Consider the following 26,854-nt stretch of genomic DNA (forward strand, 5'->3'; position numbering starts at 1 on the left):
TAAAATAGTCATCGCTATCATCATTAACTTTATTTATTACCGTCATTCAGTTCTGAATGTCTGTTTACCCCTATTTCAACCGGATGCTTCGCATCCGGTTTTTTTTACCTTTCTTTACGAAAGCTTAATCAATCTGTGCTACCCACCGTAAATTATAACGACTATTAATTAATCGCATTGAATACAAAAATAATTCCCTGTTCATCATCATGAATTAATGTCTTGTTATTTCGTGCTATTTTTTAATGCATTAGGTAAATATTTGTACAGTATCTGTTTCGTTGTACACTTTCCCCGCACCCTCATCGCGCGTAAATGAAAATGCGTTTCAATTTCTGACTGAGCGGACCGCCCGTTTGATGAATTTAGCGTGTGTATGCATCTTGTTGGATTTTTTGTATATACTGCCAGCAGAGCAAAACAAGGTTTTACGCCTCAATGCACTTTACGCTTGAGCATATCCTCATTCAGATGCCGTTATGATGGGTTACACACGCCAATGAGTCAGTCCGACAAGATGAGCCCGACGAAATTCTCTCTCCTTCCCGGGAGCATCACGCGTTTTTTCCTTCTTATGATCATCGTCCTGCTGGTGACCATGGGCGTGATGATTCAAAGTGCGGTCAACGCATGGCTAAAAGATAAGAGCTATCAGATTGTCGATTTGACGCACGCCGTGCATAAACGCATTGATACCTGGCGCTATACCACCTGGCAGATTTACGACAATATTGCCGCCGCAAGCAGCAGCGCCACGCCGATTGAGGGTTTGCAGGAAACCCGGCTAAAACAGGATGTCTATTACCTGGAGAAGCCGCGTCGTAAAACCGAAGCGTTAATTTTTGGCTCGCACGATAGCGCGACGCTGGATATCACCCAGCGTATGTCGACTTATCTGGATACCCTGTGGGGCGCTGAAAACGTACCGTGGTCGATGTATTATCTCAACGGCCAGGACAATAGCCTTATCCTTATTTCTACGCTGCCGCTTAAAGATCTTTCCTCCGGGTTTAAAGAGTCTACCGTCGGCAGCATCGTCGATTCCCGCCGCGCCGAAATGCTTCAGCAGGCCAATACGTTGGATGAACGCGAAAGCTTCTCCACATTGCGCCGTCTGGCATGGCAAAACGGGCGCTACTTTACCCTACGCACCACCTTTAATCAGCCCGGTCATCTGGCGACCGTTGTCGCCTTCGATTTGCCGATAAACGATCTGGTGCCGCCAACGATGTCGCTGGACAGTTTCCGTCTTGAACCAGACCCAGCCCAGGCCTCGCCGCGGAGTCAGGAGAAAGACCCAGGCGACAGCGTAGCCATTAATTTTAATAGCTCCCGGATAGAGATTGCTTCAGCGCTCAATACCACCGGTATGCGCCTCGTGTGGCAAGTGCCATTTGGTACCCTGCTGCTGGATACCTTCCAGAACATCATGCTGCCGCTACTGTTAAACATCGGCTTACTGGCGCTGGCGCTCTTCGGCTATTCCACGTTCCGCAACTTGCCCGCGCGCGGCAGTAGCAATACGACGCCGTCGTCCGGTACCAATAATGAGCTGAGAATGCTGCGGGTGCTGAATGAAGAGATCGTTTCTTTATTACCCCTGGGATTATTGGTTCACGATCAGGAATCCAATCGCACCATTATCAGCAATAAAATTGCCGATCACCTACTGCCGCATCTGAACCTGCAAAACATCACCAGCATGGCGGATCAGCATCAAGGGGTGATTCAGGCCACCATTAATAATGAACTGTATGAAATACGCCAGTTCCGCAGCCAGGTTTCTCCACGAACGCAGATCTTTATCATCCGCGACCAGGACCGGGAAGTTCTGGTGAATAAAAAGCTCAAACAGGCTCAGCGGCTGTATGAAAAAAATCAGCAGGGTCGCGCCGCCTTTATGCAGAATATCAGCGACACGCTGAAGCAGCCGATTAAGGCGCTGGCCGCGGAAGCGACCAGCCTCGACACAGCTGAAAGCCAAAAACTGGCAAATCATGCCGACCTGCTGGTGAGATTGGTTGATGAAATTCAGTTGGCCAATATGCTGGAAAACGACAGTTGGAAAGGTGCATCCTCACAGTTCTCCCTTCAGGAGCTGATCGATGAAGTGGTACCTGAAGTGCTGCCGTCCATTAAGCGTAAAGGGCTACAGCTTCTGATCAACAACGCCTTACCGGCCAAAGAGCTACGCTTTGGCGATCGCGATGCCCTGCGGCGAATCCTGCTGCTGCTGATCCAATATGCGGTGACCACGACGCAGATCGGCAAAGTCACTATTGAGGTGAGCGCCGATGAATCGGCAGAAGATCGCTTAACCTTCCGTATCCTCGACACCGGCAATGGCGTGTCGCATGGTGAAGTGGACAACCTGCACTTCCCGTATCTTAACGATACGCAATCAGACAGCTACGGGAAAGCCAACGCCCTCACCTTCTGGCTGTGCGATCAGTTGGCCCGTAAGTTAGGCGGTCACCTGAGCATTAAAGCACGGGAATCGCTGGGAACGCGCTATACGCTGCACGTCAAAATGGCCGTGCGTGAAGAAAATGCCGAGCCGGAAGAGCAGTTGCTGGATGACGTCGTCGCCATGATTGACATCACCTCTAATGAAATCCGCAGCATCGTCACCCGTCAGCTCGAAAGCTGGGGAGCAACCTGCATCAGCCCGGATGAGCGCGCAACAAGTCAAGAATTTGATCTGTTTTTAACAGATAATCCGTCTAATCTTACTGCTTCAGGCTTGCTTTTAAGCGATGATGAGGCTGGGATACGCAAAATAGGCCCGGGCCAACTGCGTGTGAATTTTAACATGAGTAACGCCATGCAGGACGCCGTACTCCAACTTATTGAAGAGCAACTGGCACAGGAAGAAGTTACGGAATCGCTGCCCGGCAGCGATGAAAATGCCGAACTTCATGCTAGCGGCTATTATGCTCTGTTTGTTGATACGGTACCGGAAGATGTTAGCAGACTGTATACTGAATCCGCGGCGAAGGACTTTGCCGCTCTGGCACAGACAGCTCACCGCCTTAAAGGGGTGTTTGCCATGCTAAATCTGGTACCTGGCAAGCAGTTATGTGAAACGCTCGAACATCTTATTCGTGAGAAAGATGCTTCCGGCATAGAAAAATACATCAGCGACATTGACACCTACGTCAAGAGCTTGCTGTAGCAAGGTAGCCTTTACATGAACAATATGAACGTAATTATTGCTGATGACCACCCGATTGTGCTGTTCGGGATTCGTAAATCTCTGGAACAAATTGAATGGGTGAACGTTGTTGGTGAATTTGAAGACTCCACTGCGCTAATTAACAATTTACCGAAGCTTGATGCTCACGTACTGATCACCGATCTCTCCATGCCTGGGGACAAATACGGTGACGGCATTACGTTAATTAAATATATCAAGCGCCACTTCCCGGATCTGTCGATTATCGTCCTGACCATGAATAACAACCCGGCGATCCTTAGCGCAGTGTTGGATCTGGATATTGAAGGGATTGTACTGAAACAGGGTGCGCCGACCGACCTGCCAAAAGCGCTGGCAGCGCTGCAGAAAGGGAAGAAGTTTACCCCGGAGAGCGTCTCTCGCCTGCTGGAAAAAATCAGCGCTGGCGGCTACGGCGACAAACGTCTGTCCCCGAAAGAGAGCGAAGTATTGCGTCTGTTCGCAGAAGGCTTCCTGGTCACCGAGATTGCCAGAAAGCTCAACCGCAGTATTAAAACCATCAGCAGCCAAAAGAAATCGGCGATGATGAAGCTGGGCGTCGAAAACGACATTGCCCTGCTGAACTATCTCTCTTCCGTCACGCTTTCCCCGTCAGACAAAGACTAACGTCTGCACCGACCGGGGCTGACATCAGTCAGCTCCGGCATATCCTCTCTGCTTTAACTCTACTGACACCGCATCAACCGCATGCCGCGCTAGCTCAACGTTCGCTGAGCCAACGCCGTTTATTCACGCGTCTTACGCACCCTTGCCGCGTAGACCGTCAGGGTCTGCTTCAAGACGTCCAGCGTCACCGGTTTCGACAAACAGCTATCCATTCCCGACTCCAGACAGCGCTGCTTCTCTTCTGCCAGAGCATTTGCCGTTACGCCAACGACCGGCAGCGTCAGGCCCAACTGACGGATCCGCTGAGTCAGACGATAGCCATCCATGTTCGGCATATTGACGTCACTCAGTACGATATCAATGTGGTTTTTGCTCAATACGTTAAGCGCGTCGACACCATCATTAGCGGTTTTACACTGATAGCCGAGCGATCCGAGCTGATCGGCCAACAGACGACGGTTAATTGGATGATCGTCAACCACCAGGATCATCATGTCATCATTACTGTCTTCCGGCACTTCATGCGCCGACTGCGATTCCGCGGTTTCGCCCGTTTCCATCTTCACGCGATAAATACGGCCCAGTAGCGTCATGATCTCGTGCGGTGAAACAATGCTGTGAATCCATTGGCCCGGAGCGAACTCTTGCGGAATACCAATATGGCGGCGACAGAAGACCACTGCCGCACGGCCTGCCCACGGCTGGCTAATTTCATCGTCGGTGATCAGCAGATCGTCCGGCTCCGGCATTTCTCCATTGTAGAGACGCACGTCCATTCCGTGATAGGTCAATAAGGTCTGGATGAAATTGGACAGTGCGACGTTACGCACCGTCAACCAGCAGCGGACCGCCGCCAGACCACCAATCATCAACGGCGTTTGGTCCTGTTCACCGTACAGCGGAATCCGCAGCGTAAACTGGCTGCCCATGCCCGGTTCGGTATCGACCGCAATATCGCCGTCCATCATGTTGACCAGCTTTTCGCAAATCGCCAGCCCCAAGCCGGTCCCCTGGAAATTGCGCTGCACACCGGTCCCCACCTGGAAGAACGGATCAAACAAACGCACCACTTCTTTGGCTGGGATCCCGACACCGGTATCACGAATGCTGATGCTGAGGTAATACCCTTCCCGCTTCAGATGCAAAATAATGCAGCCAATATCGGTAAATTTGATGGCATTGCTCAACAAGTTGGAGATGACCTGCTGCAAACGCATTGGGTCGCCCATCAGTTTCGCCGGCACGTCCGGCTCGATAAAGCAGTACATTCCCAGCTGCTTTCTCACCACCAGCGGTAAATAGTTGGCGGTGATGTGGTTCATCACTTCTTTCGGCGAAAACTCACGCGGCTCAATCTTGAGCTGTTCGGACTCAATTTTAGAGAAGTCGAGAATATCGCTGATAATCTTCAGCAGCAGCGCCGATGAGTTATTCATGGCGGTCACCAGACGGTCAACCCCCTTCGGCAGCTCTTTGGTTTGCAATAAATCGAGGTTACCGATAATCCCGTACAGCGGTGTACGCAGTTCATGGCTGACCGTCGCCAGGAACATCGATTTCGATTGACTCGCCTGCTCCGCCGCCTGCGCCATCTCCTGCAGCGACTCTTCCATTTTGACGCGGGAACTGACGTCAACCAGCACGCAAATCGCCACGTTCTCATTGCGATAGCGCGAGTGGACAAAGCTGATTTGCAGATTGGTATTGTTACTGGTGAGCACGTCAACGAAGTTCACCTGCTGGCCGCAGATAATCTGCGTCAGCCGCTGGCGGTCTTCGTGCGTCAGCATATTCAGGTAGTTATGCGCCAGCTCGTTACTCAGAATATTGGTGCCGTCCTGGGTCCTCAGGATACAGATGCCAACCGGCGCGGAAGCTACAATTTTGCGGTTAAACTGCTCGTGCTCTTCCAGACGCAATGCGTCGGACTCTGCGGGCAGGAAAATACGGCGCTCATACATGCGCGCCATGGTAAACAGCGCAATCCCGGTCAACAGGTTTAACAGCAAAGCGTTGAGCACCAGAATACGAATACGTTCCAGCACCGCATCCAGCGGAACCGAGTAAACAATGCTGAGCGATGACGGTGAGAGCGTTTTCTTCATCACCAGCTCACGATAGCCGGCGGTATAGCCAAACCACAGCCGCTCCTGCAGGGCTCGCGTGCTGATATGCAGCTTGTTATCCGGCCCGGAGAGTGAGATCAGCGTATTGCCGTTGTCATCCAGGATCGAGACGCCCATCGGCATACTGCCCGGGGTGAAGAAGTTCTCCACGCGGATAGTCTGTTCAACACCCAGCAGCGCCTGCAGCCGATTGGCCAGATATACCGGCGTTAAGGCATAGAAATAGCCGACGCTGTGACGCGGCCCCTGCCCGACCCAGAACAGGTTACCACCGCGCTCGTCCTGCGGAGCATCGCGATAGGCCATAATACGTTCGTGCAGCGCTTTCAGCGCCTCGCTGCGCTCTACCGGCATTTCGCGCAGGCCAAAGTTGGCCATGCACAGATTATCGCTGCCGATTAAAAAGACGCGGTTAAGATCGTAGGCGGCGGAGAAGTTTTCTCGCCAATAGCGCAGGAACCAAGAGAGAGACTCCAGCGGGCCACGCCAGGTGGTATCAAGATTACCGCAGTCAGAATCCGGGAACAGCGGCTCAAAGTCGGGGATATCGGCATTATCTTTGCTGGCGCCGGCCGGTAAGGAACCGTTAGCCGCCGTCAGCCGATTTTCAGCAATATACTTCAGCTCCTTAATCACATCGGAAGTGCGCTGGAAGTATCGCTGGGCCTGATCGGAGTTGAGGTTAAACTCCTGGCGGATTTCCGACTCTTTCTGATGGAGAGCATTCACAATATAGAATACCGAAATCAGTGCGATAAGCAGCCAAAGCAGCAATGCCAACGCCCGGAACAGGTAGCGTGAGACTTTCAGCGTGGTGCGAAAGGAGACAAGATATTTCAAAGTGGCGAAACTCCGCCGTCAAAGGCTAACAGGATGTGGTTAAGGTAGCGGGAAAAGCCTTTTACCGCAATGTTAAAGCGCACAGATGAGCCGCCCGGACACGCATAGCGATAATCAAAATCGTCAGCGTCGGCCATAAAAAAAGAGCCGGTCTTCACCGGCTCTTTCATGCAACTTAACCTAACGAATTACTCGTCGGCGTCGTCGGCAACATCATCATCGCTCTCGGTTTCCGGCGCGATTTCATCATCACCTTCCGCCACGCTACCGTCGATAGCGTCTAGCTCTTCGTCATCAACCGGTTCAGCAACGCGCTGCAGACCCACCACGTTCTCATCTTCTGCAGTACGGATGAGGATAACGCCCTGGGTGTTACGCCCAACCACGCTGACTTCCGACACGCGGGTACGCACCAGCGTACCGGCATCGGTGATCATCATGATCTGGTCACAATCATCAACCTGAACCGCGCCCACTACGGAGCCGTTACGTTCGGTGACCTTGATCGAGATAACGCCCTGAGTAGCACGAGACTTCGTCGGATACTCTGCCGCCGCGGTACGTTTACCGTAACCGTTTTGCGTCACGGTCAGGATGGCACCATCACCGCGAGGAATAATCAGAGATACCACTTTGTCTTCGCCGGCCAGCTTAATACCGCGTACACCGGTCGCAGTACGACCCATGGCGCGAACGGCATCTTCTTTAAAGCGAACCACTTTACCTGCGGCAGAGAACAGCATCGCTTCGTCAGAACCGGAAGTCAGATCAACACCAATCAGCTCATCGCCTTCATTGAGGTTAACCGCAATGATCCCGGCAGAACGCGGACGGCTGAATTCGGTCAACGCCGTTTTCTTCACGGTACCGCTGGCGGTCGCCATGAAGACGTTAACGCCTTCTTCGTATTCACGCACCGGCAGGATCGCGGTAATACGTTCGTTCGCTTCCAGCGGCAGCAGGTTGACGATTGGACGTCCACGTGCGCCACGGCTCGCTTCAGGCAACTGATAAACCTTCATCCAGTACAGACGACCACGGCTGGAGAAGCAGAGGATCGTGTCATGGGTGTTGGCCACCAGCAGGCGGTCAATAAAGTCTTCTTCTTTAATACGTGCCGCTGATTTACCTTTACCGCCGCGACGCTGCGCTTCGTAATCGGTAAGCGGTTGATATTTGACGTAGCCCTGATGAGACAAGGTCACAACAACATCTTCCTGGCTAATCAGGTCTTCAATATTAATATCCGCGCTGTTGGCGGTGATTTCTGTGCGACGCGCATCACCGAACTGTTCACGTACCAGTTCCAGTTCTTCGCGAATCACTTCCATCAGACGTTCGGCGCTAGCGAGGATACGCAGCAGTTCAGCGATCTGCTCCAGCAACTCTTTGTATTCGTCGAGCAGTTTTTCATGCTCAAGGCCGGTCAGTTTCTGCAGACGCAGATCCAGGATAGCCTGAGCCTGCTGTTCAGTCAGATAGTACTGACCATCGCGTACGCCAAATTCTGGCTCCAGCCACTCCGGACGCGCCGCGTCATCACCCGCACGTTCCAGCATCGCGGAAACGTTGCCCAGATCCCATGAACGCGCCACCAGGCCCGCTTTCGCTTCAGCCGGGGTCGGCGCACGACGGATCAGTTCAATGATCGGATCGATGTTCGCCAGCGCAATGGCCAGCGCTTCAAGGATGTGCGCACGATCGCGAGCTTTACGCAGTTCAAAGATAGTACGGCGTGTCACCACTTCGCGGCGGTGGCGAACGAAAGCGGCGATAATGTCTTTCAGGTTCATGATCTTCGGCTGACCATGGTGCAGTGCCACCATGTTGATACCGAAGGAAACCTGCAGCTGAGTCTGGGAGTAAAGGTTGTTGAGAACCACTTCCCCGACCGCGTCGCGTTTCACTTCAATCACGATGCGCATACCGTCTTTATCAGACTCGTCGCGCAGCGCGCTGATGCCTTCCACGCGTTTGTCTTTAACCAGCTCGGCGATTTTCTCGATCAGGCGCGCTTTGTTCACCTGATAAGGAATTTCGTGGACGATAATGGTTTCACGCCCGGTTTTCGCGTCAGCTTCCACTTCCGCGCGAGCGCGAATGTACACTTTACCGCGACCGGTACGATAGGCTTCTTCAATGCCACGGCGACCGTTGATGATCGCTGCCGTTGGGAAGTCCGGACCCGGAATGTGTTCCATCAGACCTTCGATGGTGATGTCTTCATCATCAACATAGGCCAGGCAGCCGTTGATCACTTCCGTCAGGTTGTGCGGCGGGATGTTGGTTGCCATACCTACTGCGATACCGGAGGCACCGTTAACCAGCAGGTTAGGAATTTTGGTTGGCATCACATCTGGAATACGCTCGGTACCATCGTAGTTATCGACGAAATCTACCGTTTCTTTTTCCAGGTCGGCCATCAGCTCGTGGGCGATTTTCGACATACGGATTTCCGTATAACGCATCGCTGCGGCGGAGTCGCCATCGACAGAACCAAAGTTGCCCTGGCCATCTACCAGCATGTAACGCAGTGAGAATGGCTGAGCCATACGGACGATAGTGTCATAAACCGCGGTATCACCATGAGGGTGATATTTACCGATTACGTCACCCACGACACGGGCTGATTTTTTATAGGCTTTGTTCCAGTCATTGCCCAATACGTTCATGGCGTAAAGTACGCGACGGTGTACCGGCTTCAGGCCATCTCGGACATCTGGCAGCGCACGGCCAACAATGACCGACATCGCATAATCCAGATAAGAGTTCTTTAACTCTTCCTCGATGTTGACCGGTGTAATTTCTCTCGCAAGGTCGCTCATCTAACCGCTATCCCTCTACTGTGTCCCGGATTCAAAGGTCGCAAATTATAACACATCCGCGTAAAGACAGGTAAACCCAATAGCACCTGCCAGACGCTTTATTCGCTCGTTGGTACTGATATACTCGCAGACAATAACGAAATAAGGAGCAGGAACATCCATGAACGCCGAAAAAGCTGCGGTCGCGCACAACGTTGACCACGAAGAGATCGCCAAATTCGAGGCCGTTGCGTCACGCTGGTGGGATCTGGAAGGTGAATTTAAGCCTTTGCACCGTATTAATCCGCTGCGTCTGGGCTATATTGCTGAGCGTTCCGGTGGTCTGTTCGGCAAAAAAGTGCTTGATGTCGGCTGCGGTGGCGGCATCCTAGCCGAAAGTATGGCCCGTGAAGGCGCAACGGTGACCGGGCTGGATATGGGCTTCGAACCGCTGCAGGTCGCCAAACTGCACTCGCTGGAAACCGGTATTCCGGTTGATTATGTCCAGGAAACGGTAGAAGAGCATGCGGCGAAGCACGCCCAACAGTACGACGTGGTCACCTGCATGGAAATGCTGGAGCACGTCCCTGACCCACAATCAGTGGTTAAAGCCTGTGCTCAGTTGGTGAAACCCGGCGGACAGGTTTTCTTCTCAACGCTTAACCGCAACGGCAAATCCTGGCTAATGGCGGTCGTCGGTGCAGAATATATCCTGCGCATGGTGCCAAAAGGCACGCACGACGTGAAAAAATTCATCAAGCCAGCCGAACTGCTGAGCTGGGTTGACCAGACAGTGTTAAAAGAACGCCATATGATTGGCCTGCACTACAACCCGCTGCTCAACAGCTTCAAGCTCGCACCGGGCGTTGACGTTAACTATATGCTGCACACCACCGCCAACGCGGAATAACGCAGAGGGTAAGCCGGATAACGCACCAAGGTGTCGTTATCCGGTACGGTATTTTCCCACAGGGTTTATCCGACTTTATGCGGCTGGCCTACCAATCCTTGGTAGGCAGGCTACGACAAATTTGCGCTACGTCATATTGCGCAACAACGCCCGTCGATGAAGAAATCGGCACTCGATCAAATTTTCATTTTTTTTTGCAAATTATTGACATCCCCGCCAGCCCTTACGCGCCGTGGACTTAGCGTTTTTTACCCTTTCACAACCTCAATTCAACATCAAAATCAACTCTTGTACTCAAAAGAATCCCTACTAGAATACTCACCATATAGCGTTCATTTTATCAACGACCCCCTACATATAGTATTTATCCACAGGTTTTTACACCAACGGTAATTGTGGATAAGCAGGGGACATTTTTCTTTTCACGGACAGGTAAAAATCACATGAATCAGAGTCTGCTGGTGACTAAGCGTGACGGCCGCACAGAGCGCATTAACCTCGACAAAATTCATCGCGTGCTGGATTGGGCTGCTGAAGGGTTGCATAACGTTTCTATTTCCCAGGTTGAGCTGCGCTCCCACATCCAGTTCTACGACGGGATGAAGACGTCCGATATTCATGAAACCATTATCAAGGCCGCCGCAGACCTGATCTCTCACGACGCTCCGGATTACCAGTACCTGGCTGCACGCCTGGCGGTATTCCACCTGCGCAAAAAAGCCTACGGCCAGTTCGAGCCACCGGCACTGTTCACCCATGTCAAACGCATGGTCGATCTGGGTAAATACGACAATCATCTGCTGGAAGACTATACGGAAGAAGAGTTCAAGCAGATGGACTCGTTCATCGTTCACGAACGTGACATGACCTTCTCCTACGCTGCCGTGAAGCAGTTGGAAGGTAAATACCTGGTGCAGAACCGCGTCACCGGTGAAATCTACGAGAGCGCCCAGTTCCTCTACATTCTGGTTGCCGCGTGCCTGTTCTCGAACTATCCACGTGAAACTCGTCTGAGCTACGTAAAACGCTTCTACGATGCGGTCTCCACGTTCAAAATTTCGCTGCCGACGCCAATTATGTCCGGCGTGCGTACGCCTACTCGCCAGTTCAGCTCCTGCGTACTGATCGAGTGCGGCGACAGCCTCGACTCTATCAACGCCACCTCCAGCGCGATTGTGAAATATGTTTCCCAGCGCGCCGGTATCGGTATCAACGCCGGCCGCATCCGTGCGCTGGGTAGCCCAATTCGCGGCGGTGAAGCCTTCCACACCGGCTGTATCCCGTTCTATAAACACTTCCAGACCGCGGTGAAATCCTGCTCTCAGGGCGGCGTGCGCGGTGGTGCGGCCACCCTGTTCTACCCAATGTGGCACCTGGAAGTGGAAAGCCTGCTGGTACTGAAGAACAACCGCGGTGTTGAAGGCAACCGCGTGCGTCACATGGACTACGGCGTACAGATCAACAAGCTGATGTACACCCGTCTGCTGAAGGGTGGCGACATCACTCTGTTCAGCCCGTCCGACGTCCCAGGCCTGTATGACGCATTCTTCGCCGATCAGGACGAATTTGAACGTCTTTACACCCAGTATGAAAACGACGACAGCATCCGTAAGCAGCGCGTGAAAGCGGTTGAACTGTTCTCACTGATGATGCAGGAACGCGCCTCTACCGGCCGTATCTACATTCAGAACGTTGACCACTGCAACACCCACAGCCCGTTCGATCCAACCATCGCGCCGGTGCGCCAGTCTAACCTGTGCCTGGAAATCGCCCTGCCGACCAAACCGCTGGACGATGTTAACGATGAAAACGGTGAGATCGCGCTGTGTACGCTGTCCGCGTTCAACCTTGGTGCCATTAAGAGCCTCGATGAACTCGAAGAGCTGGCGGTGCTGGCGGTACGTGCGCTGGATGCCCTGCTCGACTACCAGGACTACCCAATCAAAGCGGCAGAACGCGGCGCTATGGGCCGTCGTACCCTCGGTATTGGCGTCATCAACTACGCCTACTGGCTGGCGAAAAACGGCAAGCGCTACTCCGATGGCAGCGCCAACAACCTGACTCACCAGACTTTCGAAGCGATTCAGTACTACCTGCTGAAAGCCTCTAACGAGCTGGCGAAAGAACAAGGCGCGTGCCCGTGGTTTAATGAAACGACCTATTCCCAGGGCATTCTGCCGATCGATACCTACAAGAAAGATCTGGATGCGATTACCAGCGAACCGCTGCACATGGATTGGGAAGCGCTTCGTGAGTCGATTAAGACCCACGGCCTGCGTAACTCCACGCTCTCTGCTCTGATGCCGTCCGAGACCTCTTCGCAGATCTCCAACGCCACCAACGGTATTGAGCCACCGCGCGGTTACGTCAGTATCAAAGCATCAAAAGACGGTATTCTGCGTCAGGTCGTTCCGGACTACGAACATCTGAAAAACGCCTACGAACTGCTGTGGGAAATGCCGAACAACGACGGCTACCTGCAATTGGTTGGCGTCATGCAGAAGTTTATCGACCAGTCGATTTCAGCGAACACCAACTATGACCCGACGCGTTTCCCGTCTGGCAAAGTACCGATGCAGCAGCTGCTCAAAGACTTGCTCACCGCCTATAAATTTGGTGTGAAGACCCTGTACTATCAAAACACCCGTGACGGTGCGGAAGATGCGCAGGACGACATGGTGCCGTCCATTCAAGACGACGGCTGCGAAAGCGGCGCATGTAAAATCTGATAACGATTGCCGGGCAGCGCTACGCTGACCCGGCCTTTGATTTCCGTCATGACCGGATAGCGACGTTAAAACCTTATCCGGTGCACGGATTTATACACATCGCCATTTAAGCTGCATTGAACGCATTCGCGTTTGAACCGCGCTTGCGCGGGTTCCAAAGGGAGCGGCTTGAAAGATGAAATGTATATTTACGATGATATTGTAAGCAGGTAAGTAAACGCCATCCGGCATTACTCTCCAGACAGGATTGACATCAATGGCATACACCACTTTTTCACAGACGAAAAACGATCAGCTCAAAGAGCCGATGTTCTTTGGCCAGCCGGTCAACGTGGCACGCTACGACCAGCAAAAATATGACATTTTCGAAAAGCTGATTGAAAAGCAACTCTCCTTCTTCTGGCGTCCGGAAGAAGTGGACGTTTCTCGCGACCGTATTGACTATCAGGCGTTGCCAGAACACGAAAAGCATATTTTCATCAGTAACCTGAAGTATCAAACGCTGCTGGACTCCATCCAGGGCCGTAGCCCGAACGTCGCGCTGCTGCCGCTGATCTCCATTCCGGAGCTGGAGACCTGGGTTGAAACGTGGGCGTTTTCTGAAACTATCCACTCACGTTCTTATACTCATATCATCCGTAACATCGTTAACGATCCGGCGATTGTGTTTGACGATATCGTCACCAACGAACAGATCCAAAAGCGTGCCGAAGGGATCTCCAGCTATTATGACGAGCTGATTGAGATGACCAGCTACTGGCATCTGCTGGGCGAAGGGACGCATAACGTGAACGGCAAAACCGTCACCGTTAACCTGCGCGAACTGAAGAAGAAGCTCTATATCTGCCTGATGAGCGTTAACGCGCTGGAAGCCATCCGCTTCTACGTCAGCTTCGCCTGTTCTTTCGCTTTCGCCGAGCGCGAACTGATGGAAGGTAACGCCAAAATTATCCGTCTGATCGCCCGCGATGAAGCGCTGCACCTGACCGGCACTCAGCATATGCTGAACCTGCTGCGTTCTGGCCAGGACGATCCGGAGATGGCGGAAATTGCCGAAGAGTGCAAACAGGAATGCTATGACCTGTTCGTTCAGGCGGCGGTGCAGGAAAAAGAGTGGGCGGACTATCTGTTCCGCGACGGCTCGATGATTGGCCTCAACAAAGACATTCTGTGTCAATACGTTGAGTACATCACTAACATCCGTATGCAGGCCGTTGGGCTGGATCTGCCATTCCAGACGCGTTCGAACCCTATCCCGTGGATCAACACCTGGCTGGTGTCAGATAACGTGCAGGTGGCACCGCAGGAAGTGGAAGTCAGCTCCTATCTGGTTGGGCAGATTGACTCGGAAGTCGATACTGACGATCTCAGCAATTTCCAGCTCTAATGAGCCGCGTGATACTGCGCATCTCTGGCACTCGCTTGCAGTGCCAGGATGAACATCCATCCCTGCTGGCGGCGCTGGAATCTCATAACGTTGAGGTAGAATACCAGTGTCGCGAAGGCTACTGCGGCTCCTGCCGTACCCGGCTGGTCTCCGGCCAGGTTGACTGGCTGACCGAACCGCTGGCTTTTATCCAGCCGGACGAAATTTTGCCCTGCTGCTGCCGGGCAAAAGGTGACATCGAAATCGAGATGTAACGGTGAGTGCACCGCGCGTGCACTCATTTTCATTTTTCCCCTAAGTATCCCCAGCCAAAGCCTCGTCTTTCCAGCGTTGAGCGCCGCTATCGCCGCTGACAAAATTCGATATCCGCCACAAAACGCGGCAATTCACTTTCGATTCATGCGCGAATATGTTCGATATCAAACAAAAAAACCTATTCATGTGACTTAATGTTGGTAAAACGACCATTGAGGACACAAAATGGACAGCGCCTCTACACCTGAATACGACGTCATCATTATCGGTGGCGGTGCCACCGGAGCCGGGATCGCCCGTGATTGCACGCTACGTGGCCTAAAGGCCGCGCTGGTTGAACGCTTTGATATTGCCACCGGTGCCACCGGCCGCAATCACGGTTTACTGCACAGCGGCGCGCGCTACGCGGTGACCGATAGTGAATCTGCCCGCGAATGTATCCGGGAAAATCAGATCCTACGCCGTATTGCACGCCACTGTATTGAGCCGACCAGCGGGCTATTTATCACCCTGCCAGACGATGACCTTGGCTACCAGCAAACCTTTATTAATGCCTGCACCAGCGCGGGCATTCTGGCCGAAGCGATTGATCCGGCGCTGGCTCGGCGAATTGAGCCGGCGGTCAATCCGGCGTTGGTCGGTGCCGTTCGCGTCCCGGATGGCACCGTGGATCCATTCCGTCTGACTGCCGCCAATATGCTTGATGCCCGCGAACACGGGGCCACGATTTTTACCGGTCATGAAGTCACGGGCCTGCTCCGCCGGGGCGAGCACGTGCATGGCGTGACGCTCTACCACCACGCCAGCCGGGCAAGACGCACGCTGCATGCAGCGGTGGTGGTCAATGCCGCCGGGATCTGGGGACAACGCATTGCGGAGTATGCGGATTTGAAAATCCGCATGTTCCCGGCCAAAGGTTCGCTACTTATTTTCGAAAGCCGGATTAACCAACATGTCATCAATCGCTGTCGACCACCGGCCGATGCCGACATTCTGGTACCCGGCGATACTATTTCCCTCATTGGCACCACTTCCACGCACATCGACTACCAGGATATTGACCGCTGCCGCGTCACCGCCGATGAGGTCGATATTCTCCTGCGCGAAGGCGAAAAGCTGGCGCCTATCATGGCCAATACGCGCATTTTACGCGCCTACTGTGGCGTGCGCCCACTGGTCGCTAGCGATGATGACCCGAGCGGGCGCAACGTCAGCCGCGGCATCGTGCTGCTCGATCACGCTGAACGCGATGGGCTGGAAGGCTTAATCACCATTACCGGCGGCAAACTGATGACCTATCGACTGATGGCCGAATGGGCCACCAATGCCGTCTGCCGTAAACTCAATCACAATCGCCCGTGCACCACCGCCGACACGCCGCTGCCGGGTTCACAGGAATCGGTGGAGAAAACCCTACAGAGCATGATTTCCCTGCCCGCGCCGCTACGGGGCTCCGCTGTCTATCGCCACGGCGACCGCACCCCAACCTGGCTCGGCAACAGTCGCCTGCATCGCAGCGTGGTCTGCGAATGCGAAGCGGTCACCGCGGGCGAAGTGCAGTATGCGGTTGAAAACCTGGCGGTAAATAATCTGCTGGATCTGCGTCGTCGTACCCGCGTTGGGATGGGTACCTGTCAGGGCGAGCTGTGCGCCTGCCGGGCCAGCGGCCTGCTGCAGCGCTTTGAGGTGACCACCGCGACGCAATCACTGGCGCAGCTTTCACATTTCCTCAACGAGCGCTGGAAAGGGGTGCAGCCGATCGCCTGGGGCGATGCGCTACGCGAAAGCGAATTAACCCGCTGGGTTTATCAAGGACTGTGCGGCTTACAAAAGGAACCTGAAGATGAAATTTGATAGCGTCATTGTCGGCGGCGGCCTTGCCGGGCTGCTGTGCGGGCTACAGTTGCAAAAGTCCGGTCTGCGTTGCGCCATCGTCAGCCAGGGTCAAAGCGCGCTGCACTTCTCTTCCGGCTCGTTGGATCTGCTAAGCGCTATGCCGGACGGGGCTCCGGTCACCCGTCTTGCGCAAGGGCTTTCGGCATTGGTGGAACAATCCCCTCACCATCCGTATGTCAACATCGGTATCGACAAGGTATTGCACTACGCCCGTCAGACGCAAACGCTGTTGGCGGAATGCGGCATCGCCATGCGGGGGGATGTCGAGCAGATTCATCAGCGCGTCACGCCACTCGGCACGCTGCGCCCCGCGTGGTTGAGTCCGCTGGAGGTACCATTGGCTCCGCTGTCTCAGGGACATATCCGAGTGGTTGGCATCAGCGGTTTTCTCGATTTTCAGCCTCATCTGGCCGCCGGTTCACTGCAACAGCAGGGGCTCAACGTTGATATCGCCGAAATCGATTTACCGGAGCTGGATGTGCTGCGCGAAAACCCCACCGAATTTCGCGCAGTGAATATTGCCCGGGTTCTCGATGAACCCTCGCTGTGGCAGCCACTTTTGCAGGCCCTGCTCCCGTTGTGCGAAGGCTGCGACTTACTGCTGATGCCGGCCTGCTTTGGCCTGCGTGATAGTTCACTGTTTGACTGGCTAAACGCGAATCTGCCCTGCCCGCTGTTTCTGCTCCCGACGCTGCCGCCCTCGGTGCCGGGAATGCGCCTGCACTCTGCGCTACAGCGACAGTTTGTTGCCCTGGGAGGAATCTGGATGGCGGGTGATAAAGTGCTTCGCATTAGCCATCGAGAAGGCGGGATGGCGGAAATCTGGACCCGCAATCACGGCGACATTCCGCTGCGCCCACGCTTTACCGTACTCGCCAGCGGCAGCTTCTTCAGTAACGGTCTAACCGCCGACCGTGAGCGTATTCGTGAAACCATTCTGGGGCTCGATATTCTCGCCCCTACGCCGCGCGCGCAGTGGTATGACCATGACTTTTTTGCCTCGCAGCCATGGCAGCAATCGGGCGTGGTTGTCGACGAGAGCCTGCATCCTTCGCTAGGCGGTAAGACTCAGCCTAACCTGTTCGCCATCGGTTCACTGCTGGGCGGGTTCGATCCTATCGCGCTGGGCTGCGGCGGCGGGGTCTGTGCTATCAGCGCCATGCATGCCGCACAGCACATTATTGCGTTAGCCGGAGGTGAAGCATGAGTCAGCAAAGCTTTAAAAACTGCATTAAATGCACCGTCTGCACCACCGTCTGCCCGGTAAGTCGCGTAAATCCACGCTATCCAGGACCAAAGCAGGCAGGGCCGGATGGCGAACGACTGCGTCGTAAAGACAGCGGGCTGTATGATGAGGCGCTGAAATACTGCATCAACTGCAAACGCTGTGAGGTCGCCTGCCCTTCCGATGTCAAAATTGGCGACATCATACAGCGCGCCCGCGCCGATTACGGCCACGCCAAACCGGGTTTACGCGACGCTATTCTCAGCCATACCGACCTGATGGGGACGTTGTCGACACCGTTTGCCCCCATCGTCAACGCGGCAACCGGCTTGAAACCGGTACGCCAGCTGTTGGATACGGCGCTGAAAATCGACCATCGCCGCAGCCTGCCCAAATATTCTTTTGGCACTTTCCGTCGCCGCTATCAGCGCATCGCCAAAAGCCAGGCGCAGTATGCCGAGCAGGTCGCCTTCTTCCACGGCTGCTACGTGAACTACAACCACCCACAGTTAGGGCTGGATATGATCCGCGTGCTTAACGCACTGGGTATTGGCGTGCAGCTGTTGAGTAAAGAGAAATGCTGCGGCGTACCGCTGATTGCGAATGGCTTCTTTGATAAAGCGCGGCGTCAGGCGCAAAGCAATGTGACCTCGCTACGGCAAGCCATTGTTGAAAAACGTTTGCCGGTACTGGCGACTTCATCGACCTGTACGTTTACCCTGCGGGATGAGTATCCCCATCTGCTGGAGGTCGATAACCACGATTTGCGAGACGACATCGAACTCGCGACTCGTTGGATCTGGCGCCGGCTGGATGCGGGCGCTACGCTGCCGTTAAATCCGCTGCCGCTCAAAGTGGTTTATCACACGCCATGCCATATGGAGAAAATGGGCTGGTCGCTGTATACGCTGGAGTTATTACGCCGCATTCCAGGCGTGGAATTGCAGGTGCTGGAGTCCAATTGCTGCGGTATCGCCGGGACCTACGGTTTTAAAGCCGAAAATTACCCGACATCGCAAGCGATAGGCGCCCCGCTCTTCGCACAGATTGAAAACAGCGGCGCTGACCTTGTGATAACGGATTGCGAGACCTGTAAATGGCAAATCGAGATGTCCACCAGCAAACGCTGTGAACATCCCATTACGCTGCTGGCGCAGGCGCTTACAGCACCAGCGAATCCACCACGTTAATCCAACCGTGTTCGCTGGCGATCGGGCGACCGTTCAGCCAGCGGCGCAGCATGTTTAACGCCATCATGGCGCACACTTCCTGACGCACCACCAGACCATGACGCGTATTGCTGAACTTCAGCTGAAGCGCATAAGTATTGTCGGGGGTAGAAAGCGCCACATTGATGTGTTCAGACTCCAGCCCGCTCACCGCCAGCGCCAGACCAGCGAAATGGTTAACCCGACGCTCTTCCGCCCACCGCGCGGTTTGTGCCAACGTCTCATCCTGCGCGGGAACCACTTCGCTGGCCAGCAATGGGGCACTGGCACGAGAAAGCTGAAGCGCCAGCAGGCCGCTGGTGAACTGCTCGCTCAGCGTCAGGCTGAGCTGCTTTTCTTTCAATACGCGAGCAATCTGCGCGGGCAGGCCTTCGGTGCCTTCGAAGATCAGGCTTTCGCCAGCGACCTTCTGCACCTCTGGCCACAGCGCCAGCATCGCGTCGCGGTGTTCAGCAGGCCCGGTGAGTTTCAATTCGATAATCGGCATCGATGAGCGATAGCCCATGGTCACGCCTGGCGGCAACGCCAGATGCTGTAAGCTTTGGGCCAGATCGCTTTCGGAACGGCCAAAGGTGGTCAGTCGCAAACAGATTGGCGGCTCCCCCACCGGATAGCGCTGGCGAATGCGCGGCAGGATTTCTTTTTCGACCATCACTTTGAATTCGGACGGCACGCCCGGGGTGAAGAACATCAGGCAGCGATTAAGCCTGACCGCAAAGCCGCAGGCGGTGCCGACGGGATTATCGATAAGCTCAGCGCTGGCCGGAATTTCCGCCTGCTTGCGGTTACTTGGCGCCATGATACGACCGCGTTCAGTGAAAAAACGCTCCATGCTCGCCAGCCACTCTTCGTGCAGAATCAGCGACTCGCCCTTCGCCGTCGCCGCAGCCAGCGCACTAAGGTCATCGCTGGTTGGCCCAAGGCCGCCGTTGACAATTAAGACGTCCGCCTGCGTGCTGCGCTCGCGCAGAATGGCCACCAGATCATCCAGGTTGTCGCCCACGGTATTACGCCGTGACAGGGGAATGCCCTGCTGAAAACAAAAATCAGCAAGCCACGCAGCGTTCGTATCGACAATCTGCCCCGATAAGACTTCATCGCCTGTGGATAGCATCTCAACCGTTATCATCACTTACTCCAGTAAAAAGAGAACGGTTTACTATAGCGCAAGGTGGGGATTTAAAAAGGGAAAACTGGCGCAGCAGGGCGCTGCGCCGCGGGCATTAGAACGAAGCGCTCACGCCAACATACGGGCCATCGGCCAGGGTGTTGTCACGGTGACCGTCTTTACCCGCGAGGTTCAGGTAACGGTAACCAGCTTCAATGCTGATTGGGCGCATAATCGTGTAGCGTGCGCCGGCGTTGGCTTCGGTATAGCTGTCGATGCCGCTGGACAGTGAATCTGGGGAGTAGTAGTACTCACCAAACAGACGCAGGCTATCACCAATTTTCCACTGCAGGCCGCCGCCGACCGCCGCCGCATAGCCGGAGTCGCTGTTGTTCGGGTCGGTGTAAAGCGCTTTACCGCCAACCGTTGCCATAAACGGCCCCAGAGGGATATTCAGACCCAGACCCAGGCCAGCAACGTCGCCATCATCATCGCTGTGCGTCCAGTTACCGGTCAGCGCCAGGCCGGAAGTTTCGGTGCCAACGCCAAAGCCCAGATTGGTATAATCTTTACCCGCCTGGCCATTAAAACTGATTGCACTCGCTGACGCCGAGACAAACATCAAACCTGCGAGGCCAAATAACACGCTCTTTTTCATCTTAATCCTTTCACGCAAACGCAAAAAATAAATGCCCATAAACAGCTGAATTGTACTGCGATATAGTCAGGATTCAATGTCCTGAACGGGCAATAAACGATGGGATTGTAACCAAGTACAACCCCATATCCGTGGCAATGATAATTGATATTTATTCAATAATGCAGAACTATTATACGTTAATGAATTTGCTTGCTGACCCACAGCTTAAGCTGATGGCGAGAGACTTTAATTCCCGTTCCCTTCATCGCGTCAGGTAACCGCAGCCAACGGTAAGGTTGCTGAAACCCCGCCAGCTTATCCTTCACCCATATGGCCATTTCTGGCAGATTCAGCGTAGGTTCAGCATCCACCACGGCAACCGGGCGCTGTCCGAATTCAGGGCAATCAACCGGCACCACAAAAACCTGTGATACCGCCGGATGCTGAGCAATCACTTTCTCCACCGCTTCGGGCTGGATGCCTTCACCACCGCTAAAAAAGAGATTATCCAGCCGCCCTATTACCCGCAGCTTACCCTCACAGAGTTCACCGCGGTCGCGAGTGGCAAACCAGCCTTGATCGTTGAGCAACGGAATTAATGCTCCGCAGCGCCAGTACCCCGCCGCCATGCTGGTCGCCCGCAGCCAGATTTCGCCATCCACCAGCCGCAGCTCGCGCCCCGGAAGCGGCGTACCGACATCATCACCGCCGTTGGCTTCCCGTGCGCATACGGTAGAGGCAAACTCAGTCAGACCATAGCCACAGAAGGTGCGAATCCCCTGCTGGGCTGCCTGTGCTGTGAGCGCGGCGGGAATGGCCGCACCACCGAGCAGTACGGCTTTCAGGCTTAACGGTTGATTATCATTGAGCAGCCGCCACAGCTGCGTCGGCACCAACGAGGCATGAGAACAACCGGCGAGCGCCTGCGCCAGCGGCCGTTCGCTGATTGCCATCTGCCCGCCCGCCTGCAGCCAGCGCCAGAAAATACCCTGTCCTGAGACGTGGAACAGCGGCAGCGACAGCAGCCAACAATCGTTCTCATGATATGGGATCAGGCTTAACACCCCATCAGCACTGGCCAAATGGGCCGCCGCGCTGTGCACCGCTGCCTTCGGTAGCCCCGTTGATCCGGAGGTTAACGTCATGGAGACAAAGCGCTGCGCCTGCCAGTCAACGTCAACGCCGCCGGACTGAGCCAGGCTACGTAGCGGCGGCAGGCCGTAGTTATCGTCGGTTTCAAGATTCAGGATATGGTGCAGGGTTAATCCCGGCAGCAGTTCGCCGATCAGTGCCGATGGTAATTTGGGGTTGAGTGGCAGAATACGCGCCCCGCACTGCAACAGCGCCAGCCAGGCCAGTACCGCATCGGAACGATTTCGCGCACAGAGCGCAACGCCATCACCGGCATTAACGCCCTGTGCCTGAAAACCCGCGGCCAGCCGGTCGATACGCTGGCAAAGCGTTGACCAGCTTAAGGTCTCATCATCCAGACGCAGCGCGGGCGCATCGCCACGCTGGGTACGCCAGTGCCGCCAGGGCCAGGAGGCAAACATCACAGCAGCAGCTCCATGTCTTCAATCCCCCCACACGGTAGCGAACTTTGCGGCCAGCAGCGGACAAGCTGCATCTGCATCAGATTCAGCGTATCCAGCCCGGGCATGGTCTGCGGCGTTAGCCAGGCAGCAATACGCGCCAGCTGGGTTAAGCCAAGGCTGGATTCCAGGGAAGAGCTGATCACCGCCGTCAGACCGAGCGCATGTGCGGCAGCCACCTGCTCTTTCACGCGCGCCAGGCTACCGGTGAGTGAGGGTTTAATCACCACCGCCCGAAGGCCCGGCTCGGCTTCAAAGCGAAAATCCGCTTCGCGCAGGCTTTCATCCCAGGCGATAGCAATACCCGTTTCACGAGCAAAGGCACGGGAATCGTCGCGGGTTTTGCACGGTTCTTCGAGGAAGGCAATGCGTGAACGATAGTCAGGGTTGACGTATTTAGCGAACTGCTGGGCTTTAAGCGGTGTCCAGGCGCGATTGGCATCGAGCCGTAGCGTTAGATCGGGAATCGCCTCCAACAGCAGGTTCACCACCATGCCATCGCGCACCGCCTCGTAGAGCCCGACCTTCACCTTAGCCACCTTCTCGCCGGACATTTCAGCCAGCTTCAGCACCAGTTCGTCGGGATCGCCCGTGCACAACGGTGCCGCACGATAGTCCGCCGCCTGCGGCAGTTCATCGTTGATCTCCGCGAGCGCGCAGCTGACCCCGAAAGCGACCGAAGGGAGCGTGGGGCATTCAAGATCTTCGCCCTGTCGCCAGCGGGTTGCCCAGGCGAGCAGCGCCGCCTGCGCCTCGTCCAGCGTTTCCAGGCTGAATCCCGGCAGGGGGGAAATTTCTCCCCACCCATCGCGTTCGCCGTCACGCAGGTAGACGAATAACCCGTCGCGGGTTTTTAGCCGCCGCTCACGCAGAACCACACCCGCGTCCATCGGGATCTGCCAGCGGTAAACCTGCGCGCGCCGCATTACGGATTCCGTTTAAATTTGCTGAAGTCAGGCTGACGCTTCTGGTTAAAGGCATTGCGCCCTTCCTGTCCTTCTTCGGTCATGTAGAACAGCATGGTTGCGTTGCCAGCCAGCTCCTGCAGCCCCGCCTGACCATCGCAGTCGGCATTCAGCGCCGCCTTCAGGCAGCGCAGCGCCATTGGGCTGTTTTGCAGCATTTCGCGGCACCAGCGTACGGTCTCTTTTTCCAGATCCGCCAGCGGTACCACGGTGTTCACGAGGCCCATATCCAGCGCGGCTTTCGCGTCGTACTGACGGCACAGGAACCAAATCTCACGCGCTTTTTTCTGACCGACGATACGCGCCATGTAGGAGGCGCCCCAGCCGCCGTCGAAGGAGCCGACTTTCGGGCCGGTCTGGCCGAAGACCGCATTTTCTGCCGCGATAGTGAGGTCACACATCATGTGCAGCACATGGCCGCCGCCGATGGAGAAGCCCGCAACCATCGCTACAACCGGTTTTGGACAGGTGCGGATCTGGCGCTGGAAGTCCAGCACGTTCAGGTGGTGCACGCCGCTATCGTCCTGGTAGCCGCCGTAATCACCGCGAACTTTCTGGTCACCGCCGGCGCAGAACGCTTTATCGCCCGCGCCGGTTAAAATGATCACGCCGATGTTGTCGTCATAGCGTGCATCAGACATGGCCTGAATCATTTCTTTTACCGTCAGTGGACGAAACGCGTTACGTACCTGCGGGCGGTTAATGGTAATTTTGGCGATGCCGTCGGCGGATTTTTCATACAGGATATCGGTAAAACCTTCAGAACAATCGTGCCATTCGGCAGGGGCATACAGCATAGCTTCATCAGGATAAATCATAACGTGTCCTATTGTCAGAAAGGCAAAATCTGCGCCAGGCACGCAACCACGCCAGCGGGGTTTTCCCGATGCGCGTTGTGCCCGGCATCACGAATAATGCGGGATGGGAGCGAGAGTTCCTCCGCGATGGCGCGAAACTTGTGGTCACGCTCGCCGCAGAGATACCAGAAAGGAGTGAGGCAACGACGCAGCGCCGGACGCAGATCGTCCTGCACCGCCAGCGACGTCGCCAGCAGCATGGCGGCCAATGCGCCGCCATCGTTAGCCTGACGCAGCGTCACCAGCGCATCGCGCTGAACTGCCGTTAGGCTGGAAAATACCGGCTGTTGATACCAGTCATGAAACACGTCTGCCAGCGGTTGAGTAGCAAAACGCTGCGCCCATCGCTGGTCGTTACCCAGCCGTTGCTGCCGCGCGTTAATATCCATCAGCCCCGGATGGGCGCCTTCAACAATCACCCCTGCCAGGCCTTCTGGCTGCGAGCGGCAGGCGTAATACATCGCAATCCGCCCGCCCAGCGAGTAACCAATCAACCAGTGGTTAAGTATGTTGTAACTAAGAAGCGTTGCTTTGAGCATTTCCGCCACGGCGGCAAAGCCGTCAACCCGCACGGAGGCTGAGCCACCGTGTCCGGGCAGATCGACATACAGACGATTGGCATCAGCAAATGCCTCACCGACCGGCTGCCACTCGCGGCGATCGCCGGAAAAACCGTGCAGGAAAACCAACCAGGGCTGCGTCGGCTCTCCGCGTTCGGCGGTGGCATGCAAAATCATAGATGGCTGACCTGCGCCAGAAGATGTTGCAAAGTTTGCGCACCGTCGGTGTCGTTCACCACCAGCTCAATCACCGTGGTCGCAGGGGTACACCATGCGGTGCTCAGCGCGGATTCCAGCGCATCCCAATCCTGCGGCTGCTGGTAGCGCAGACCAAACATCTTCGCCGCATGCTCAAACTGCACGTTTTGCGGCATCGCGTAAAAGCGTTCGCGCTCGGAGACCGGCGTTGGTAGCAGGGAGAAGATCTGCCCGCCGTTGTTGTTGACGATAATCAGCACCATCGGTGCCGAGACCTGACGCAGCAGCGCCAGCGCGTTGAGATCGTACAATGCAGAGAGATCGCCGATGATAGCCAGAGTTGGCCGAGCGCTCGCCCGCTGCACCCCCGCTGCCGTCGAGATCAGCCCGTCGATACCGCTGGCTCCGCGATTACTGTATACCGGATATCCTGCGGGTAGCCGGCCTAAAGCATCAATCAAACGCACTACCAGGCTGTTACCAACAAAAAGCTGCCCTTGTTCCGGCAAATAACGGTGAATTCGGTGCGCCAGTTGCGCTTCGCCGAAGTGGGCGCTGTGTTCAGCCACCCTTTGCCAGGCCTGCTCAGCAAGAGCGGGGATCACTGTCGTCCACGGCGTGCGTTTCTCCGCCGGGTGTTGCTCCAGCCAGCGGTCAATATGACACACCAGACGGCGTCCGCGATGGTGCGCCGGATCCAGGCGGCCGGTGAGATTATCCACCAGCCAGTACTCGTCAGGTTCGCAGGAAAGCTGCCATTGCAGTACCCGTTTACCGGTTAAGCTACTGCCGAGCTGTACCACAATCTGCGCCTGATCCAGTTCGCTAATCGCGGCGGGATTCCCCAACCAGAGATCGGCGCACGGCAGCGGTTGCCCGGTTTGCGAGAGCACATCGCTGATGAGCGGCCAGCCCAGCGTTTTCGCCCAGGCCGCAACCTGTTTGCCCTCTTCTGCACTCATTCGCCCGGCAACCACGACGCCGCGCTTTTGGCGCCAGAAGAACCAATCACGCTGTACCGCGCTCTCCTGATGCAGCCCTTCGCGCAGCCAGGGTTTATCGCTCTGCCACCAGTCGCCAAGCGCCTGCTGCCAGCTCAGTCCGGTCTCATCCATATCGCCGTAAAGCGGTTCCGCAAACGGACAATTAATATGAACCCCACCGCCGTGAAGCGCGCCGAGGGCGTTATCCACCACCGATACCAGCCAGCGCGCCGGAATATCCTGGCTTGGGCGCGGCAGTGAAACGGTTTGCGAAGGATGTGAAGCAAACATCCCCGGCTGACGAATAGCCTGGTTCGCGCCACAGTCAATCAATTCCGGGGGGCGGTCTGCCGTCAACAGGATAATCTTTTCACCGGTTAATCCCGCTTCAATCAGCGCAGGATAGAGATTGGCAACCGCCGTACCGGACGTGACAATCACCGCCACCGGCTGCTGGCTGACTTTGGCCAGCCCTAATGCCAGGTGTCCAAGACCGCGCTCGTCGAAGTGGGTGTGGTGAATAAAAGTGCGATTCTCCGCCGCGGCCAGGGTGAGTGGCGTCGAGCGCGATCCCGGCGCAATGCAGATGTGCCGCACGCCGTGACGGGTTAATGCTTCAAGGATCACCGCCGCCCAGCGTCGGTTAAATGCGCTTACTGACATGAAATTGTCCGGTATCAAATATTGCGGCTCAGTATAAGTTCTACGA

General features: G+C 55.4%; 19 protein-coding genes. 9 read left to right on the forward strand and 10 right to left on the reverse strand.

From position 1 onward, the window contains the following. Positions 1-499 precede the first annotated feature (499 nt). On the forward strand, positions 500-3,175 hold the full coding sequence (gene rcsD, locus KCR01S_RS16435; RefSeq protein WP_072277172.1) for a phosphotransferase RcsD: 2,676 nt from the start codon (positions 500-502) through the stop codon (positions 3,173-3,175). A gap of 15 nt (positions 3,176-3,190) precedes the next feature. Beyond that, positions 3,191-3,841 carry a response regulator transcription factor RcsB gene (rcsB, locus tag KCR01S_RS16440; RefSeq protein ID WP_061284000.1) on the forward strand — a complete coding sequence of 217 codons (651 nt, stop codon included), beginning with the start codon at positions 3,191-3,193 and terminating at the stop codon, positions 3,839-3,841. A 119-nt stretch (positions 3,842-3,960) separates the two neighbouring features. Here the strand turns inward: rcsB and rcsC are convergent, their stop codons facing one another. Genes rcsC through gyrA form a run of 3 tightly spaced genes read right to left on the reverse strand, consistent with a single transcriptional unit; the run spans position 3,961 to position 9,632 of the window. After that, positions 3,961-6,807 (reverse strand): two-component system sensor histidine kinase RcsC, encoded by a 2,847-nt coding sequence (gene rcsC, locus KCR01S_RS16445; RefSeq protein ID WP_061284003.1) that lies wholly within the window; start codon positions 6,805-6,807, stop codon positions 3,961-3,963. Further along, positions 6,804-6,977, reverse strand: a complete 174-nt coding sequence (locus KCR01S_RS25180) for a hypothetical protein (protein WP_156478775.1) — start codon at positions 6,975-6,977, stop codon at positions 6,804-6,806. Before KCR01S_RS25180 ends, rcsC begins: the two co-directional genes overlap by 4 nt. An 18-nt stretch (positions 6,978-6,995) precedes the next feature. Continuing rightward, entirely contained in the window at positions 6,996-9,632 is a 2,637-nt protein-coding gene (gene gyrA, locus KCR01S_RS16450) for a DNA topoisomerase (ATP-hydrolyzing) subunit A (RefSeq protein WP_061284006.1), read from the reverse strand. 160 nt (positions 9,633-9,792) lie between these two features. On the opposite strand from gyrA, the gene ubiG reads away from it, so the two are divergent. From ubiG to glpC, 7 genes are all read left to right on the forward strand, one after another. Further along, positions 9,793-10,521, forward strand: a complete 729-nt coding sequence (ubiG, locus tag KCR01S_RS16455; RefSeq protein ID WP_061284009.1) for a bifunctional 2-polyprenyl-6-hydroxyphenol methylase/3-demethylubiquinol 3-O-methyltransferase UbiG — start codon at positions 9,793-9,795, stop codon at positions 10,519-10,521. A gap of 443 nt (positions 10,522-10,964) precedes the next feature. Then, positions 10,965-13,250, forward strand: coding sequence for a class 1a ribonucleoside-diphosphate reductase subunit alpha (gene nrdA, locus KCR01S_RS16460; protein ID WP_061284012.1), 2,286 nt, complete (start codon positions 10,965-10,967; stop codon positions 13,248-13,250). A gap of 256 nt (positions 13,251-13,506) precedes the next feature. Further along, positions 13,507-14,637, forward strand: coding sequence for a class Ia ribonucleoside-diphosphate reductase subunit beta (gene nrdB, locus KCR01S_RS16465; protein ID WP_061284015.1), 1,131 nt, complete (start codon positions 13,507-13,509; stop codon positions 14,635-14,637). Next, positions 14,637-14,891: a class I ribonucleotide reductase maintenance protein YfaE gene (gene yfaE / locus KCR01S_RS16470; RefSeq protein WP_061284018.1), complete on the forward strand. Its 255-nt coding sequence runs from the start codon at positions 14,637-14,639 to the stop codon at positions 14,889-14,891. The genes nrdB and yfaE overlap by 1 nt, the downstream gene beginning before the upstream one ends. A 226-nt stretch (positions 14,892-15,117) precedes the next feature. Further along, positions 15,118-16,746 carry an anaerobic glycerol-3-phosphate dehydrogenase subunit A gene (gene glpA / locus KCR01S_RS16475; RefSeq protein WP_061284023.1) on the forward strand — a complete coding sequence of 543 codons (1,629 nt, stop codon included), beginning with the start codon at positions 15,118-15,120 and terminating at the stop codon, positions 16,744-16,746. Then, positions 16,736-17,995, forward strand: coding sequence for a glycerol-3-phosphate dehydrogenase subunit GlpB (glpB, locus tag KCR01S_RS16480; RefSeq protein WP_061284024.1), 1,260 nt, complete (start codon positions 16,736-16,738; stop codon positions 17,993-17,995). Before glpA ends, glpB begins: the two co-directional genes overlap by 11 nt. Next, the gene (glpC, locus tag KCR01S_RS16485; RefSeq protein WP_061284028.1) at positions 17,992-19,203 is read left to right on the forward strand and encodes an anaerobic glycerol-3-phosphate dehydrogenase subunit GlpC; all 1,212 of its coding nucleotides are present in this window, start codon (positions 17,992-17,994) and stop codon (positions 19,201-19,203) included. The genes glpB and glpC overlap by 4 nt, the downstream gene beginning before the upstream one ends. Here glpC and KCR01S_RS16490 read toward each other — a convergent pair. The 7 genes from KCR01S_RS16490 to menD all read right to left on the reverse strand — a co-directional run bounded on the left by KCR01S_RS16490 (position 19,175) and on the right by menD (position 26,808). Continuing rightward, positions 19,175-20,371 carry a nicotinamide mononucleotide deamidase-related protein YfaY gene (locus tag KCR01S_RS16490; RefSeq protein ID WP_061284030.1) on the reverse strand — a complete coding sequence of 399 codons (1,197 nt, stop codon included), beginning with the start codon at positions 20,369-20,371 and terminating at the stop codon, positions 19,175-19,177. The two genes, glpC and KCR01S_RS16490, sit on opposite strands and share 29 nt — an antisense overlap. 94 nt (positions 20,372-20,465) lie before the next feature. After that, positions 20,466-21,008: a YfaZ family outer membrane protein gene (locus tag KCR01S_RS16495; protein ID WP_061284032.1), complete on the reverse strand. Its 543-nt coding sequence runs from the start codon at positions 21,006-21,008 to the stop codon at positions 20,466-20,468. Positions 21,009-21,187: 179 nt separating this feature from the next. Continuing rightward, positions 21,188-22,546, reverse strand: coding sequence for an o-succinylbenzoate--CoA ligase (gene menE, locus KCR01S_RS16500; RefSeq protein WP_061284035.1), 1,359 nt, complete (start codon positions 22,544-22,546; stop codon positions 21,188-21,190). Further along, complete coding sequence (gene menC / locus KCR01S_RS16505) at positions 22,543-23,508, reverse strand: o-succinylbenzoate synthase (protein ID WP_061284039.1); 966 nt, start codon at positions 23,506-23,508, stop codon at positions 22,543-22,545. The genes menE and menC overlap by 4 nt, the downstream gene beginning before the upstream one ends. Further along, a complete protein-coding gene (gene menB / locus KCR01S_RS16510; RefSeq protein WP_061284042.1) occupies positions 23,508-24,365 on the reverse strand; it encodes a 1,4-dihydroxy-2-naphthoyl-CoA synthase in 858 nt (285 codons plus the stop codon). The genes menC and menB overlap by 1 nt, the downstream gene beginning before the upstream one ends. Before the next feature lie 14 nt (positions 24,366-24,379). After that, positions 24,380-25,141 (reverse strand): 2-succinyl-6-hydroxy-2,4-cyclohexadiene-1-carboxylate synthase, encoded by a 762-nt coding sequence (gene menH / locus KCR01S_RS16515; protein WP_061284046.1) that lies wholly within the window; start codon positions 25,139-25,141, stop codon positions 24,380-24,382. After that, positions 25,138-26,808, reverse strand: a complete 1,671-nt coding sequence (gene menD / locus KCR01S_RS16520; RefSeq protein ID WP_061284049.1) for a 2-succinyl-5-enolpyruvyl-6-hydroxy-3-cyclohexene-1-carboxylic-acid synthase — start codon at positions 26,806-26,808, stop codon at positions 25,138-25,140. The genes menH and menD overlap by 4 nt, the downstream gene beginning before the upstream one ends. Positions 26,809-26,854 lie beyond the last annotated feature (46 nt).

This window comes from Kluyvera cryocrescens NBRC 102467, assembly GCF_001571285.1.
GTDB classification, from domain to species: domain Bacteria; phylum Pseudomonadota; class Gammaproteobacteria; order Enterobacterales; family Enterobacteriaceae; genus Kluyvera; species Kluyvera cryocrescens.